Annotated in this window: 14 protein-coding genes and 1 pseudogene; 13 read left to right on the top strand and 2 right to left on the bottom strand. The window is 60.3% G+C overall.

Features of this window, described 5'->3' with window-relative positions; translation table 11 throughout:
* The first annotated feature begins 90 nt into the window (after window positions 1-90).
* The 11 genes and pseudogenes from ltnD to ACK9YZ_RS30505 all read left to right on the top strand — a co-directional run.
* Window positions 91-1,008, top strand: a complete 918-nt coding sequence (gene ltnD / locus ACK9YZ_RS30555; RefSeq protein ID WP_216759709.1) for an L-threonate dehydrogenase — start codon at window positions 91-93, stop codon at window positions 1,006-1,008.
* Window positions 1,009-1,014: 6 nt separating this feature from the next.
* Window positions 1,015-2,289 carry a 3-oxo-tetronate kinase gene (gene otnK, locus ACK9YZ_RS30550; RefSeq protein ID WP_416067254.1) on the top strand — a complete coding sequence of 425 codons (1,275 nt, stop codon included), beginning with the start codon at window positions 1,015-1,017 and terminating at the stop codon, window positions 2,287-2,289.
* Window positions 2,286-2,774: a class II aldolase/adducin family protein gene (locus ACK9YZ_RS30545; RefSeq protein ID WP_416067253.1), complete on the top strand. Its 489-nt coding sequence runs from the start codon at window positions 2,286-2,288 to the stop codon at window positions 2,772-2,774. Before otnK ends, ACK9YZ_RS30545 begins: the two co-directional genes overlap by 4 nt.
* A gap of 1 nt (window position 2,775) precedes the next feature.
* Window positions 2,776-3,540 (top strand): hydroxypyruvate isomerase family protein, encoded by a 765-nt coding sequence (locus ACK9YZ_RS30540; protein WP_416068467.1) that lies wholly within the window; start codon window positions 2,776-2,778, stop codon window positions 3,538-3,540.
* Window positions 3,541-3,667: 127 nt separating this feature from the next.
* Window positions 3,668-4,654 (top strand): D-erythronate dehydrogenase, encoded by a 987-nt coding sequence (gene denD / locus ACK9YZ_RS30535; protein WP_416067252.1) that lies wholly within the window; start codon window positions 3,668-3,670, stop codon window positions 4,652-4,654.
* The gene (locus ACK9YZ_RS30530; RefSeq protein ID WP_416067251.1) at window positions 4,651-5,424 is read left to right on the top strand and encodes an SDR family oxidoreductase; all 774 of its coding nucleotides are present in this window, start codon (window positions 4,651-4,653) and stop codon (window positions 5,422-5,424) included. The genes denD and ACK9YZ_RS30530 overlap by 4 nt, the downstream gene beginning before the upstream one ends.
* A gap of 78 nt (window positions 5,425-5,502) precedes the next feature.
* Window positions 5,503-6,570, top strand: a complete 1,068-nt coding sequence (locus ACK9YZ_RS30525; RefSeq protein ID WP_216759704.1) for an ABC transporter ATP-binding protein — start codon at window positions 5,503-5,505, stop codon at window positions 6,568-6,570.
* Between the two features lie 156 nt (window positions 6,571-6,726).
* Window positions 6,727-8,031, top strand: coding sequence for an ABC transporter substrate-binding protein (locus tag ACK9YZ_RS30520; protein ID WP_216759702.1), 1,305 nt, complete (start codon window positions 6,727-6,729; stop codon window positions 8,029-8,031).
* A gap of 80 nt (window positions 8,032-8,111) precedes the next feature.
* Window positions 8,112-9,038, top strand: a complete 927-nt coding sequence (locus ACK9YZ_RS30515) for a carbohydrate ABC transporter permease (RefSeq protein ID WP_088681473.1) — start codon at window positions 8,112-8,114, stop codon at window positions 9,036-9,038.
* A gap of 12 nt (window positions 9,039-9,050) precedes the next feature.
* Entirely contained in the window at window positions 9,051-9,950 is a 900-nt protein-coding gene (locus ACK9YZ_RS30510; protein WP_416067250.1) for a carbohydrate ABC transporter permease, read from the top strand.
* Between the two features lie 344 nt (window positions 9,951-10,294).
* Window positions 10,295-10,474, top strand: a pseudogene (locus tag ACK9YZ_RS30505) (hypothetical protein); the annotation flags it as partial.
* Window positions 10,475-10,905: 431 nt separating this feature from the next.
* On the opposite strand, the gene poxB reads toward ACK9YZ_RS30505, so the two are convergent.
* Window positions 10,906-12,633 carry a ubiquinone-dependent pyruvate dehydrogenase gene (gene poxB, locus ACK9YZ_RS30500; RefSeq protein WP_416067249.1) on the bottom strand — a complete coding sequence of 576 codons (1,728 nt, stop codon included), beginning with the start codon at window positions 12,631-12,633 and terminating at the stop codon, window positions 10,906-10,908.
* A gap of 154 nt (window positions 12,634-12,787) precedes the next feature.
* Window positions 12,788-12,973 (bottom strand): hypothetical protein, encoded by a 186-nt coding sequence (locus ACK9YZ_RS30495; protein ID WP_416067248.1) that lies wholly within the window; start codon window positions 12,971-12,973, stop codon window positions 12,788-12,790.
* Window positions 12,974-13,176: 203 nt separating this feature from the next.
* Here ACK9YZ_RS30495 and ACK9YZ_RS30490 point away from each other — a divergent pair, with 203 nt between their 5' ends.
* Both ACK9YZ_RS30490 and ACK9YZ_RS30485 read left to right on the top strand, forming a co-directional pair.
* A complete protein-coding gene (locus tag ACK9YZ_RS30490; protein WP_416067247.1) occupies window positions 13,177-13,998 on the top strand; it encodes an alpha/beta fold hydrolase in 822 nt (273 codons plus the stop codon).
* Window positions 13,999-14,046: 48 nt separating this feature from the next.
* The gene (locus ACK9YZ_RS30485; RefSeq protein ID WP_416067246.1) at window positions 14,047-14,637 is read left to right on the top strand and encodes a carboxymuconolactone decarboxylase family protein; all 591 of its coding nucleotides are present in this window, start codon (window positions 14,047-14,049) and stop codon (window positions 14,635-14,637) included.
* Window positions 14,638-14,680 lie beyond the last annotated feature (43 nt).

The following is a 14,680-nucleotide window of genomic DNA, read 5'->3' as shown; positions in this document are numbered from 1 at the left end:
CGAGGGGGAACAGGTGCAATATTGACAATCATCTTTACACGGGCTTTGGTATCGATACCGGTATCGGTAACGGTCTGTGTGGACGACACTATGGAAGCTATTCGAGATACGCGGCGCGCCGCGGTCGTAGGGCTGGGTTCGATGGGTTGGGGGGCGGCGATCTCGCTTCTCAGGGCAGGCTTTGAAGTGAGCGGATGCGACCTGCGGGCCGATGTTCTCGAGCGCTTTCGTGACGCGGGAGGGCATTCGTGCAGCACGCCGGCGATCGCAGTCGAGGCGGCCGATGTAGTCTTTGTCTATGTCGTCAATAACCAGCAGGTCGAGGAGGTGCTTTTCGGGTCGGGGGGCGCCCTTGAAACCGCGCAGCCCTCGACCGTTTTCCTTCTATGCACGACCATGGCGCCGACCGCCTGCGCCGCGATCGCCGCGAGACTGGACGCGGCTGGCATGCTGGTCGTCGATGCGCCGGTCTCCGGCGGGCATCTTCGGGCGCTGTCGGGAGAAATCACCGTCATGGCATCGGGTTCGAACGAGGCATTCGCACGAGCTTCTGCCGCGCTTGAAGTCGTTTCGTCCAAGGTCTTTCGCCTCGGTGAGCGACCGGGCGCGGGCTCGCAGGTCAAGATGATCAATCAACTTCTGGCCGGTGTACATATCGCCGCCACCGCCGAAGCCATGACGCTTGCGGCAAAGAACGGTATCGACCTGAAAACCCTCTATGAGGTCCTGCGCGTTTCCGCCGGCTCCTCCTGGATGTTCGAAAACCGCGGCGAACATATCGTCAAGGGTGACTACACCCCCCGCTCGGCGATCAACATCTTCGTCAAGGATCTGGGCATCGTCACGTCGGAAGCGCGGAAGACCGGGGCGGTCACACCGCTTGCCGCAGCTGCAATGCAGCTTTTCCTCGAGGCTGCCGAAGACGGGCTCGGGCTGGAAGACGACGCGGCTGTGGCGAAGTTCCTGGCGCGCAAGAGCGGTGTCGTTCTGCCAGGCATGGAGGGGTGAGCGCTTATGGGAACCATACTTGGCTGCATTGCGGATGATTTTACGGGTGCGACGGATCTCGCTGCCCTTCTCGCGCGCAGCGGGCTGCCCGTAACGCTGCGCATTGGCGTGCCGGCCACAGATCAGGATCAAACGGAGGCCGCAACCTTCGAGGTCATAGCCCTGAAAACCCGCACGTCGCCTGTCGCAGACGCGGTCGGACAGGCCCGGCAGGCCTTGGCTTGGCTGCGCCATGCCGGTGCAGCCCGCTTCTTCTGGAAATATTGCTCCACTTTCGACAGCACGGCTGAGGGCAATATCGGACCGGTCGCAGAAATGCTGATGTCGGAGCTCTGCGTCGCGCAGACCATCTATTGTCCGGCGTTCCCGGAAAACGGCCGCAGCATCTTCATGGGCCATGTCTTTGTGGGCGAGGAGCTCCTCTCGGAAAGCCCGATGAAGGATCACCCGCTCACGCCGATGCGCGATTCAAGCCTGATCCGGCTTTTGGCGCCCCAGGTCAGGGGCAAGGTCGGCCTTGCCAATCGCCACACCGTCTTACAAGGCCCGGAAGCGCTGAAGGAAAGATTACGGAGCCTTGCCGAAGAAGCCGTGCGCCACGTTGTCGTCGATGCCGTTTGCGACGAGGATCTTCGCACGATCGCAGCCGCCACGGCCGACATGTCGCTTGTGACGGGCGGCAGCGCGGTGGCGGGTCAGCTTCCGCGCTACTATGTCGAACGGGGGCTTGTAGCGGCACCCGCCGCGCGGCGCGCTAGCACCACGGTGAACGGGGGGCAGATCGTGCTGTCGGGAAGTTGTTCGGCGATGACCCGAAGTCAGGTCGCTTATTACCTGGGGCAATGCGCCAGTCTCCGCCTCGATCCCGTGGCGCTCGCCGAAAAGGGAGTGGGGCCGGCACGGGAATGGTTGCAGCGGCAGCCTTCCGATGTGCCGAAGCTTATCTACGCCACGGCAGAGCCGCAGGAGGTACGCCAGGCACAGGAAAGGCTCGGTTTGGAAAAGGCAAGCACAGTCGTCGAGACTGCTCTCGCCAACCTCGCTCGCGAAGCGTTTGGGCTTGGTATCCGCCGGATTGTCGCCGCTGGCGGCGAGACGTCTGGTGCGATTACCCAAGCTCTGGGTGTCACCCGTCTGGAAATCGGCCCGGAAATTGCTGCCGGCGTTCCCTGGATCTTCGCGAAGGTGAAGGGTGAGCGGGTCGCGCTTGTGCTGAAATCCGGCAATTTCGGCGGCGAGACGTTCTTCGAGGATGCCTTCAAACTGCTGGAGGCCGCATGAGCGAAGAAGCGCGGCTGAGGGACGAAATCTGCTTCATGGCCAAGTCGCTCTTTGACAGGGGCCTGACGGCCGGTTCATCGGGTAATATCTCTGCGCGGCTTTCCGACGGCCGGCTTCTGGTGACGCCGACTGGCAGTTCCTTTGGGCGGCTCGACCCAGCAAAGCTATCCTGCCTTGAGGTGGATGGGCGGCAAGTCGGCGGCGACGAGCCGACCAAGGAAATGCCGTTGCTACCTTACTTCATGCCGGGCGACCCGGGAATGGGCGATGCGATCCGTGGGCTTGCCGGCAGGCGCAGTGCGGTAATGCTCGCCGCCCACGGCCCGGTCGTGGCCGGCAAAGATCTCGAGGCGGCGGTCTATGCGATCGAGGAGCTGGAGGAGACGGCAAAACTCGCCCTGCTGACACGTAGCGCCAATCCATCGCTCCTGAGCCCAGTCCAGATTGGCCAAATTCTCCACACCTATGATGTGGAGTGGGACTGAAATGACAATGTTTTCCGCCAATCTTGGCTTTCTCTGGCAGGAACTGCAGCTTCCCGACGCCATCCGCGCCGCCAAAGCCGCAGGTTTTGACGCGGTCGAATGCCACTATCCCTATGATGTTCCGGTCGAGAGGGTACAAGCGGCGCTGGCGGAGACCGGGCTCACCATGCTTGGTCTCAACACCATTCGAGGCAATGTGGCGGCCGGAGACAACGGGCTTGCCGCCATTCCCGGGCGCGAGGAGGAAGCGCGACACGCGATCGAACAGGCAATCGATTATGCCAACGCTACGGGGACGCTCACCGTGCATGTCATGGCTGGCAAAGCGTCCGGCGAGGCGGCACGGGCAACGTTCATTGCCAACCTCAAACATGCTTGTGAACGCGCCGCTGAGACTGGGGTCACTATCCTGATCGAACCGCTGAACCATCACGACGCGCCAGGCTATTTTTTGCAAACATCCGAACAAGCGTTGGAAATCATCGCTGCAGTCGGGGCGACGAATATCAAACTGATGTTCGATTGCTACCATCTGCAGATCATGCAAGGCGACTTGACCCGCAGGTTGCAATGGTCTCTGAATTCCATCGGCCATATACAGATCGCTTCGGTTCCAGACCGGCGGGAACCGGATCATGGGGAGATCGATTACAGGTACATCCTCCGTCTCTTGGAAGAGCTGGGCTATGACCGCCCCATAGGGGCCGAGTATCGGCCGGCCACTTCTACGGACGCGGGCCTGCGATGGTTGAAGGACTATCGGTAAGGCGACGACGACATGCTCTGCATGACGATCGCTCGGAATCGAAATGAGGAGGCTGGACGGATTTCGGGGCGGCACGGAAGCTTTCTCGACCAAAATGAAGACTGACGGCGATGGAGGAGAAGCCGACATGCATGTGATGATTTTGGGTGCGGCAGGCATGATCGGCCGCAAGCTGGTCGAAAGAATTGTCCGCGAGCCGCTGGTTTTCGGCCGGCCCGTCGCCCGTCTGACACTGGTGGACGCCGTTCCGCCGCCGGTGCCGGAAACGCTCCGGCCCATTCCCACGGCGATGACGGTCGACCTTGCCGCTGCCCATACGGCCGATAGGCTGATCGAAAGCCGGCCGGACCTGATCTTCCATCTTGCCGCCATCGTTTCCGGTGAAGCGGAGGCGGATTTCGGCAGGGGTTACGCCGTCAATCTCGACGGCACGCGCGCGCTGTTCGATGCGATCCGCCAGGCCGGCCTCACTAGCGCCTATGTTCCGCGCCTCGTCTTCGCCTCCTCGATCGCCGTCTTCGGCATACCGTTCCCGGAGGTCATTCCCGACGAGTTCTTGTCCACGCCGCTGACAAGTTATGGCACGCAGAAGGCCATTGCCGAGCTGCTGCTTGCCGATTATTCCCGCCGTGGCATTTTCGACGGCATCGGCATTCGCTTGCCGACGATCTGCGTACGGCCGGGTGCACCGAACAAGGCGGCCTCGGGTTTCTTTTCCAATATTCTGCGCGAGCCGCTGGTCGGCAAGGAAGCCATACTGCCGGTCAACGACAGCGTGCGGCATTGGTTTGCAAGCCCGCGCGCGGCCGTCGGCTTCTTCGTCCATGCAGCGACGATTGACACAGCAAGGATCGGCTCGCGGCGCAACCTCACCATGCCGGGTCTCTCGGCGCTGGTATCTGAGGAGATCGAAGCGTTGCGCCGGGTGGCCGGCGACAAGGCAGTCGCCCTCATCAAGCGCGTGCCCGATCCCATCATCGAACGCATCGTCGCCGGCTGGCCGACCCGGTTCGATGCGCAGAGAGCCTCCTCGCTCGGCTTCAAGGCGGAGACGAGCTTCGACGAGATTCTGAAAGTCCATATCGAGGATGAACTCGACGGGAGGATCGCATGAGCATATCGGCCAGCGGAAAGACAAGGATTGCGCTTGTCACCGGCGGCGGCACCGGCGTCGGGCGTGCCATATCGCGAGGACTCGGCGCCGCCGGCTACACGGTCGTCATTTCTGGACGGCGGACTGACGTGCTTGAAAAGGCGGCGAGCGAGCTTGGCGGCGAAACCGGCGCGCAGTTCCTCGCGGTCTCCGCCGATGTCGGCAATCCCGACTCGGTCCGCGCGCTCTTCGATGTGATTACGGAAAAATACGGGCGGCTCGATCTCCTGGTCAACAATGCCGGCGTCACCGTGCCGGGCGTGGCGCTGGAGGAGGTTTCGTTCGAGCAGTGGAACGCCATCGTCGCGGCCAATCTCACTGGCGCTTTTCTCTGCACTCAGCAGGCTTTCCGGCTGATGAAGAGCCAGAGCCCACGCGGCGGTCGCATCATCAACAACGGCTCCGTCTCGGCCACCACGCCCCGTCCGAATTCCGCTCCTTACACGGCGACGAAGCACGCCATCACGGGGCTGACCAAATCCACCGCTCTCGACGGGCGCGACTTCGATATCGCCTGCGGCCAGATCGATATCGGTAATGCCGCAAGCGACATGACGACGAGGATTGCGGCCGGCGCGCTGCAGGCGAACGGCAGCATCGCTGCCGAGGCGACGATCGATCCGGCCCATATTGCCGATGCAGTCGTCTACATGACGGGCCTGCCGCTCAGCGCCAACGTGCTGACCATGACGGTCATGGCGACGACGATGCCTTTTGTCGGGCGGGGGTGAGAAGGCGGGCTGCCGCCGGTCGAAAACGACATAGATACAGTGCTTGCGCAAAGCTCATGATCTGGGAGGAGGAGGAGTATGGCAAACGTTCAATTCGCGGATGTGCGGAAATCATTCGGCGCGCACCCCGTCATCAAAGGCGTGGACATCGATATTGCCGATGGGGAATTCGTCATCCTCGTCGGTCCCTCGGGCTGCGGCAAATCCACGCTTCTGCGGATGCTGGCCGGGCTCGAGAATATTTCCGGCGGCGAGATCAAGATCGGCGGGCGCGTCGTCAACACGCTGCCGCCGAAGGACCGCGACATTGCCATGGTCTTCCAGAACTATGCGCTCTATCCACATATGACCGTAGAGCAGAACATGGGCTTTTCGCTCATGCTCAACAAGGCGCCGAAGGCAGAAGCCGAAAAGCGGGTGAAATATGCCGCCGGCATCCTCGGCCTCGACAAGCTGCTCGACCGCTATCCGCGCCAGCTTTCCGGCGGCCAGCGCCAGCGCGTCGCCATGGGCCGCGCCATCGTGCGCGATCCTGAAGTCTTCCTGTTCGACGAGCCGCTCTCCAACCTCGATGCGAAGCTGCGCGTCGCCATGCGCGCCGAGATCAAGGAATTGCATCAGCGCCTGCAGACGACGACCGTCTACGTCACCCATGACCAGATCGAGGCGATGACGATGGCTGACAAGATCGTCGTCATGCATGACGGCATCGTCGAGCAGATCGGTTCGCCGCTTGAGCTTTACGACCGTCCCGCCAATCTCTTCGTCGGCGGCTTCATCGGCTCGCCGGCGATGAACATGATCCATGGCCGGCTCGATCCCGAAAATGTCACGCAGTTCGTCGCGGCGAACGGCACCCGGCTGCCGGTCGCCAATCCGCCGGCAAGTGCGGTGGGCCGCGAGCTCGTGTACGGGCTGCGTCCCGAATATATCTCGCTCGACCCCAACGGCCTGCCGGCCGAAATCGTGGTGATCGAGCCGACGGGCTACGAGACGCATCTGACCGTCCGTCTCGGCGGCAGCGAGGTCAGTTGCGTCTTCCGCGAGCGTATCGATGCCCGCCCGGGCGAAGCGATCCGTGTAACGATCGACGCCAAGCATGTTCATCTCTTCGACGCCGAAGGCGGCATGAGATTGACCGACTGACGCCATCCGGCGGCGCAGGGAGAGGAGGAGTCTTCACGACCGCCGGAGCGCAAGCATACCCGGAGCGCGCGCTCCCGGAAGTGCCAGGCCGTCGTTCACCAAGCGGGAGGTGAATGCCGGAGAATTACTCCCGCTGTTTCAATGAGGAGGAATCTCATGACGATCAAGAGACGTGAATTTCTTGCTGCATCGGCAGCCGTTGCCGGTGTTGCCGGCCTTGGCATCAAGCCATCCTTTGCGCAGGCCGAACCGATCTACACGCCGGAAAGCGGCGCCAGCCTGCGCCTGCTGCGCTGGACGCCTTTCGTGAAGGGCGATGAGGATGCCTGGATCGCCAATACCAAGAAGTTCACCGAAGCCACAGGCGTGGAAGTGCGCATCGACAAGGAGAGCTGGGAAGATATCCGCCCGAAGGCGGCCGTTGCCGCCAATGTCGGCTCCGGCCCCGACCTCATCATGTGCTGGTTCGACGACGCGCACCAATATCCGGACAAGCTGGTCGATCTTACCGAACTCGGCAACTATCTCGGCAACAAGTACGAGGGTTGGTACGACGGCGTGAAAGGCTACGCCACACGCGATGACAAGTTCATCGCCATGCCGCTGACGGCGATCGGCAATGCCGTCGTCTATCGCGACAGCCATGTGAAGGCCGCCGGTTTCAACGAATTCCCGAACGATACCGCAGGCTTCCTCGAGCTTTGCAAGGCGATGAAGGCAAAGGGCACGCCCGCCGGCTTCCCGCATGGCAAGGCCGTCGGCGACGGCAACAACTACGCCCATTGGCTGCTCTGGAGCCATGGCGGCAAGATGGTCGACGAAGGCGGGACGGTGACGATCAACAGCCCCGAGACGCTGGCTTCGATCAACTATGCCAAGGAGCTCTACGCGACCTTCATTCCGGGCACGGAAAGCTGGCAGGACGTCAACAACAACCGCGCCTTCCTGGCCGGCCAGGTATCGCTGATCGCCAACGGCGTCTCAGTCTATTACACGGCCAAGAACGATCCGAAGCTCGCCGAGATCGCCAAGGACATACGCACGACGAACTTCCCGATCGGGCCGGTCGGCAAGAGCGTCGAGCTTTGCCAGACGAGCTCGCTGCTGCTCTTCAAGCACAGCAAATATCCGGAAGCCGCCAAGGCCTACATCAAGTTCATGATGGAAGCTGACCAGATGAATGCCTGGATCCAGGGCTCCAGCGCCTATTGCTGCCAGCCCCTCAAGGCCTTCGCCAAGAACCCGATCTGGACTGCCGATCCGGTCCACGCACCCTATGCGCGCGCCTCGGAAAAGCTTCGCCCGAATGGTTATGCCGGCCCGCTCGGCTACGCCTCGGCCGCGACCATGGCCGATTACGTGCTGGTCGATATGTACGCCGCCGCCGTCACCGGCCAGAAGTCGCCGGAAGATGCGATGAAGGAAGCCGAACGCCGGGCGAACCGCTACTACCGCGTCTGATCCAGAGCCGGAAATGCGGCATGCCCGATATCCGGCATGCCGCATGTCATCAAGGACTGAATGCAATCTGGAGACAAGCAATGTCGACCTTGAAATCCGGGGATACGCGCGGCCCCTCGCTCCTGCAGAATAACAATGTGCTCGGCTTCCTCTTCATGCTGCCGGCCGCGGTATTTCTCGTCTGCTTCCTCACCTATCCCCTGGGACTCGGCGTCTGGCTTGGCTTCACCGATACGCGGATCGGCCGGGACGGCATCTTCATCGGCCTGGAGAACTATCAGTTCCTGGCAGACGACGCGGTCTTCTGGCTGTCGGTCTTCAACACCATTCTCTACACCGTCATCGCCTCGGCTCTGAAATTCGCGCTCGGCCTCTGGCTGGCGCTGCTGCTGAACCAGCACCTTCCGTTCAAATCCTTCTTCCGGGCGATCGTGCTCTTGCCCTGGGTGGTGCCGACAGTGCTTTCGGCGCTGGCCTTCTGGTGGATCTACGATTCCCAGTTCTCGATCGTCTCCTGGTCGCTGATGAAGCTCGGGCTGATCAGCGCGCCGATCAACTTCCTCGGCGATCCCACGAATGCCCGCATCTCGGTCATCGTCGCCAATGTCTGGCGCGGCATTCCCTTCGTCGCGATCTCGCTGCTTGCCGGCCTGCAGACCATTCCGGCCTCGCTACAGGAGGCAGCCTCGCTCGACGGCGCGACGAGCTGGCAGCGCTTCCGCTATGTGACGCTACCGATGCTGACGCCGATCATCGCCGTCGTCATGACCTTCTCGGTGCTCTTCACCTTCACGGATTTCCAGCTGATCTACGTGCTGACCAAGGGCGGGCCTGTCAACGCCACGCATCTGATGGCGACACTCTCCTTCCAGCGCGGCATTCCGGGCGGCCAGCTCGGCGAAGGGGCGGCCATCGCGGTCGCGATGATACCCTTCCTGCTCGGCGCCATCATGTTCAGTTTCTTCGGTCTGCAACGCCGCAAATGGCAGCAGGGCGGACAGGATTAAGGAGCAAAACCCATGTCGACCAATCTCAAAACAGCCGATGAGGTCCTGACCGACAATGCCGAGGGCATGAGCTACCTGAACCGCCTGCCGCGGCGCGTTGTGATGCTCTACCTGCCGATGGCGGTCTTCGTCTTCGTGCTGCTCTTTCCCTTCTACTGGATGGCGATCACCGCCGTGAAGCCGAACGAGCAGCTGACGGACTACAACAATTACAGCCCCTTCTGGGTGGTCGGGCCGACGCTCGACCACATCAAATACCTGTTCCTCGAGACATCCTATCCCGGCTGGCTGTGGAACACGATGCTGGTCGCCGTGGGATCGACGGCGCTGTCGCTGGTGGCCTCGGTGTTCGGCGCCTATGCGATCGAGCGCGTGCGCTTCACCGGCTCGCGGCAGGTCGGACTCGTCATCTTCCTCGCCTATCTCATTCCGCCTTCGATCCTGTTCATTCCGCTCGCCTTCATCGTCTTCAAGCTCGGCATCTACGACTCGCGCCTGGCGCTGATCTTCACCTATCCGACCTTCCTCATTCCCTTCTGCACCTGGCTGCTGATGGGCTATTTCCGCTCGATCCCGTTCGAGCTGGAGGAGAGCGCGCTGGTCGACGGCGCCAACCGCTGGCAGATCCTCGTCAAGATCATCCTGCCGCTCGCCGTCCCCGGCCTGATCTCGGCCGGCATCTTCGCCTTCACGCTATCGTGGAACGAATTCATCTATGCACTGACATTCATCCAGTCCTCGGAGAACAAGACCATTCCGGTTGGCGTGCTGACCGAACTGGTGCGAGGCGATGTGTTCGAATGGGGATCGCTGATGGCAGGTGCGCTGTTCGGCTCGCTGCCGGTGGTCATTCTCTATTCCTTCTTCGTCGACTACTACGTGTCGTCGATGACGGGCGCTGTGAAGGAGTAAGGACGACGCTTTATCCAACGATCGCCGTGAAAAAGCGCGGAATTAGGTAGCAAATGGCACAAGGTTGGTGATGACGAATAATTCACAACCAATGATATTGAATTAACCATATCCGTTCACCTCGATCGGCTCCCACCGCTCCCCCCTGATATGACGGCCGCATGGTTACGAGAGCGACACGAATAGGCTGACGATTTCACCCCCGCCGATAGGCGGCCGTCAGCATGTATTTCGTGTCCTGAGGTGACCATGCTCTCCATCAAGCTTCCGATCCTGCGCCCCAACGCCTACGACCCCTTCGAAGACGAGGCCAGGAGGTTGGAAATACGAACGTTGTCTTTGGCCTGATCCGAAGGACGCGATCCCGAAATGCCGTATGGCTCTATTTTCGGTTTCCACTCAGCTTGCGAATGGTCGAGGACATGCTAGCCGCCCGTGGCATCATCGTCTCGCATCAGACAGTTCGGCTATGGGCCGAGAAATTTGGGCGAATCTTTGCTAACAAGATCCGTCGACGTTGCCCTATGTTCACAGACGGCACCGAGAATTCCGGGCCGAGCCTTGTCGTGAACCGCTCTGTCGTTCCAGCCGTGGCGAGGATGGCCTCAGGCGCGACCAAGACATGCACCGCATGCCCCAGTCCTTCAGCGGCGTCTCTCACGCCTCTGGCGACGTCTCGCGTGTCCGCCCCGCTGAGAAACAAGAGGCGTCCTGCACGCGCTGCCAGATGTGCGGACCGTTCCGTAGAAATTGGCTTTTGATCAATCGCAAGCGCCATATCGCCTTGACCTTCGTTATTCGGGCTGTGGAACTGGATGCCACCTTTAGTGTATGGTGCCGTTTTCACTGAGCATTTCAGATAGTACCCGCTAGGCAACCTGATGATTGGCGGCCATTGAGCCTATTTGCGGCCGGCCCCTCCCGTTCGCTACGGCTGTGGAGACCACTTTGGTGGCTATCGCGACAGGAAGTTCGAGAGGGTCAGATCAAGCAATTGGTCGCCTCTGCCGTTCATCACGGCCTTGATCGCCCAAAGACTGAGTCCCTTCACCTGCGCCGCCTCGATCTTCGGTGGCATCGATAGCTCTTCCGTGTTGGTAACAACGTCAAGCAGTGCCGGACCCGGATGAGCAAGGATATCCTTCACCGCCGCTTCAAGATCCGTCGGGTCTTCGACCCGGATCGCATGAACGCCGGCCGCGCGCGCCACCGCTGAGAAATCGGGGTTCTTGAGATCGGTGCCGGTCTCCAGAAAGCCGGACGCCTTCATCTCCATGGCAACGAAGCCAAGGGTCGAGTTGTTGAAGATGACCACCTTGACCGGAAGTTTCTGCTGCACGAGCGTCAGGAAATCGCCCATCAGCATTGAAAAGCCGCCGTCTCCCGACATGCTGACGACCTGTCTGTTCGGATATGCGGACTGCGCGCCGATTGCCTGAGGAAGAGCATTGGCCATCGATCCGTGGGTCAGCGATCCGATCAATCGACGCTTCCCGTTCATCTTCAGGTACCGCGCGGCCCAGATGGTCGGCGTTCCGACATCGAAGGTGAACACAGCATCGTCCGACGCGTGCTCGCTCAACAAACGAGCGACATACTGCGGATGAATCTTTCGGCCCTTCCGTCCTGTGGCCAGATCATCCAGCCCCTCACGCGCCTTTTTGTAGGCCGCAAGGCAGTCCGTGAGATGGCTGTGATCAGTTCGCTGCTTCAAGGAGGGTATGACAGCCGAAAGAGTGGATTTGACATCGCCGACGATTGCAAGATCCAGTGCCGCCCTTCTGCCGAGGTTCTCGGCCCTTATGTCCACTTGAACGATTTTTGCGTCGGTCGGATAGAATTGGCGATAGGGGAAGTCAGTTCCCAGCATCACAAGCGCGTCGCACTCGAGCATTGCCTTGTAGCCGGAAGAAAATCCGATCAGCCCCGTCATCCCCACATCGAACGGGTTGTTGAATTCGACATGTTCCTTGCCGCCGAGCGCGTGAACGATAGGGGCTTTAAGCTTCTCGGCAAAGGCGATCAGCTCGTCGTGCGCTCCCTCGCATCCACGGCCGCAGAGGAGAGTGACCTTCGAACTTCCATCAAGAAGTGAAGCCAGCTTTGCAATTTGGTCGGCGGATGGAACCACGCTGGGCTGCGGAACAGCCAGAGCGGGTGCCTTGGAGATTTTTGCTGTAAAGTCGGAAAGGGCGACGTCGCCAGGGATAACGATAACGGCAACGCCGCGGTTGCCGACAGCGGCGCGGATTGCGGTCTCGATGATCGCGGGGAGCTGCTCGGGATGACTGACAAGCTCGCAGTAGTGGCTGCATTCTCGAAAGAGCTGATCCGGATGTGTTTCCTGGAAATATCCCCGACCGATTTCGGCGGATGGAATGTGTGCGGCGATTGCCAGAACCGGCACGCGGGACCGATGGCAATCGAAGAGACCATTGATCAGATGAAGATTGCCCGGCCCACAGCTGCCCGCACAGACGGCCAGTTTTCCCGTCAGGTGCGCTTCAGCTCCAGCGGCGAAAGCCGCGGTTTCCTCATGGCGTGTGTGGATCCATTGGATGTCACCCCGTTTTCGCAACGACTCCGTCAGGCCGTTCAAGCTATCTCCAACGACCCCGTAGATCCGCTGCACACCGGCTGTATGTAGGATTTCGGTCAATACGTCTGCGACCTTAGATGCCACTTTGCGCTCCTTCGCTCGTACGAGTCTCTTTCGATTAACTAGGTCTGGCTAAACTCCCGCCGGAACTTGCTCTCGTCCTGTCAGTAAGTTCCGGCTCTTTCACGACGCCTCGTCTGTCGAACAGTGGAGGTGGAAAAACGATACCGCCCGCCGATCAATTGGCGCGGCCTTCCTGTGTTGCGTCTGAAAGGAATACCCGAGGCTGGCGAGGGCTGCCTTCTCCGTGGAGGTGGCCGACTGCCGAGAACAGCAGGAGGGCCGGCATCGCTATACTGATCTCTGCGATCGGAAAGCCGGTATCATACTGGGCAGTTTTCGCGCGCTCTTCGTATCGGGTCATTGCCGGTTCTCCGATGGCTCGGTTGTTGATGTCCGAGAGCGTAACGGCTTCGGTGGCCACCGAATTGTAAGAATCGACTGAGTTTTAGATGATCGCGGGAGGGCTTAATCCGCTTGAATGTGGTCGGATGCGATAGGAACGTCCAAGCAGCACGATCCGTCGAGAGATAGTCTCGGGGATGAGAGATACAACCGGGGACGATCATGACGACCATATCGACGCGCGACGGCATGCACATTTTCGTTAACGACTGGGGGACTGGAAAGCCAGTGGTTTTTTGTCCAGGCTGGCCACTGACCGCCGACATGTGGGAATCGCAGATGCTGTTCCTTGCCCAGAACGGGTTCCGCGCGATCGGGTATGACAGGCGTGGTTTCGGACGTTCGTCGCAACCATGGTCAGGCTATGATTACGATACCTTTGCCGACGACATCGCCGACATTATTTTAGATCTTGCGCTTTCAGACGTGACGCTTGTCGGGTTCTCGATGGGCGGGGGCGACGTCGTTAGATATCTGAACCGTCACGGTTCACAGGCGGTCTCGAAGCTCGCCCTCGTAAGCTCGGTGACGCCGTTCCTGATGCATACGAAAGACAATCCTGATGGTGTTGACAGGTCTGTTTTCGAAGGGATCAGGGCGGGACTGACCGTGGATCGAGCCCAGTTTCTTGCAGATTTCAACACCTATTATTTGGGCACCAATCGGGACGGCTCGAGCATCTCGCAAGGTGTGCTCTCTCAAACATTGCAGATGGCGTATACAGGCTCGCTGAAGGCCACCTTGGACTGCGTCACGGCGTTTTCCGAGACGGATTTCAGAGCGGACATGGCTGCGATCGATATTCCGACATTGATCATTCATGGGGATGACGATCAAACCGCCCCCAAAGGTGCCACGGGGGACCGCACAGCCAAGATGATCAAAGGCTGCATTTACAAGGTCTACGAGGGTGCGCCGCACGCCTTATATGTGACTCACAAGCAGCGTCTGTCCGAAGACCTTTTCGCTTTCGCACGGGCTTGAATTGCCCCTTGTGAGAGGCTCCAGGCCCAATCGGGCTTCGAGCTGGCATTGAAAAAGGAGATCATGATGCGCCTGCCGCCGCTAGCACCAAACGAACTCGATCCCAGACAGAAGGCTCTTTACGATGAAATGAAGGCTGGCGTTGGCGCCAAGTATCAGGATTTCGTTACCATGCGTGCCGACGGCGCATTCCTTGGGCCTTGGAATGCCTGGCTGCATCAGCCCGAGGTAGGGGAGGCATTCTGGACCGTCACCAAGGCGATGACCTCCTTCAAACATCTGGACGATGCCGTTCGACAAGTCGCCATTATTGCCGTTGGTGCCCACTTCGGGGCGGCCTATGAGGTGTACGCACACTCGGCAGTCGCCAAAAACAGACACTCCATGGGCGACGCTCGGCTTTCGACATTGTCGGCGGGTGAGCGGCCTAGTGACCTGTCGGTATCGGAGGCGGCGGCGCTCGACGTTGTCAAAGCGCTCCTTAGAGGCGGCATACTGCCGGATCGTGTGTATAGCTACGCGCTGGAAGTGTTCGGCGAAGCCGGAATACGAGAGCTGATTTGGCTTGTCGGGCACTATTGCTCCGTTTCCATGACACTGAACGGATTTGCCATAGGTTTGCCTGAACAGGACGCTTAAGGATGGCAGGATCGGCTTGAGCGCATCTGCTCAAGCCGATCCT

Origin of the sequence: Rhizobium sp. ZK1, assembly GCF_047782645.1 — a bacterium.
Lineage (GTDB): Bacteria > Pseudomonadota > Alphaproteobacteria > Rhizobiales > Rhizobiaceae > Rhizobium.
This window is presented reverse-complemented; position numbering and strand designations above follow the sequence as displayed.

What these genes read in the sequence shown, in the direction of transcription:
- ltnD (WP_216759709.1), top strand. Translation starts at nt 91, where the DNA reads ATGGAAGCTATTCGAGATACGCGGCGCGCCGCGGTCGTAGGGCTGGGT.
- otnK (WP_416067254.1), top strand. Translation starts at nt 1,015, where the DNA reads ATGGGAACCATACTTGGCTGCATTGCGGATGATTTTACGGGTGCGACG.
- ACK9YZ_RS30545 (WP_416067253.1), top strand. Translation starts at nt 2,286, where the DNA reads ATGAGCGAAGAAGCGCGGCTGAGGGACGAAATCTGCTTCATGGCCAAG.
- ACK9YZ_RS30540 (WP_416068467.1), top strand. Translation starts at nt 2,776, where the DNA reads ATGACAATGTTTTCCGCCAATCTTGGCTTTCTCTGGCAGGAACTGCAG.
- denD (WP_416067252.1), top strand. Translation starts at nt 3,668, where the DNA reads ATGCATGTGATGATTTTGGGTGCGGCAGGCATGATCGGCCGCAAGCTG.
- ACK9YZ_RS30530 (WP_416067251.1), top strand. Translation starts at nt 4,651, where the DNA reads ATGAGCATATCGGCCAGCGGAAAGACAAGGATTGCGCTTGTCACCGGC.
- ACK9YZ_RS30525 (WP_216759704.1), top strand. Translation starts at nt 5,503, where the DNA reads ATGGCAAACGTTCAATTCGCGGATGTGCGGAAATCATTCGGCGCGCAC.
- ACK9YZ_RS30520 (WP_216759702.1), top strand. Translation starts at nt 6,727, where the DNA reads ATGACGATCAAGAGACGTGAATTTCTTGCTGCATCGGCAGCCGTTGCC.
- ACK9YZ_RS30515 (WP_088681473.1), top strand. Translation starts at nt 8,112, where the DNA reads ATGTCGACCTTGAAATCCGGGGATACGCGCGGCCCCTCGCTCCTGCAG.
- ACK9YZ_RS30510 (WP_416067250.1), top strand. Translation starts at nt 9,051, where the DNA reads ATGTCGACCAATCTCAAAACAGCCGATGAGGTCCTGACCGACAATGCC.
- ACK9YZ_RS30495 (WP_416067248.1), bottom strand. Translation starts at nt 12,973, where the DNA reads ATGACCCGATACGAAGAGCGCGCGAAAACTGCCCAGTATGATACCGGC.
- ACK9YZ_RS30490 (WP_416067247.1), top strand. Translation starts at nt 13,177, where the DNA reads ATGACGACCATATCGACGCGCGACGGCATGCACATTTTCGTTAACGAC.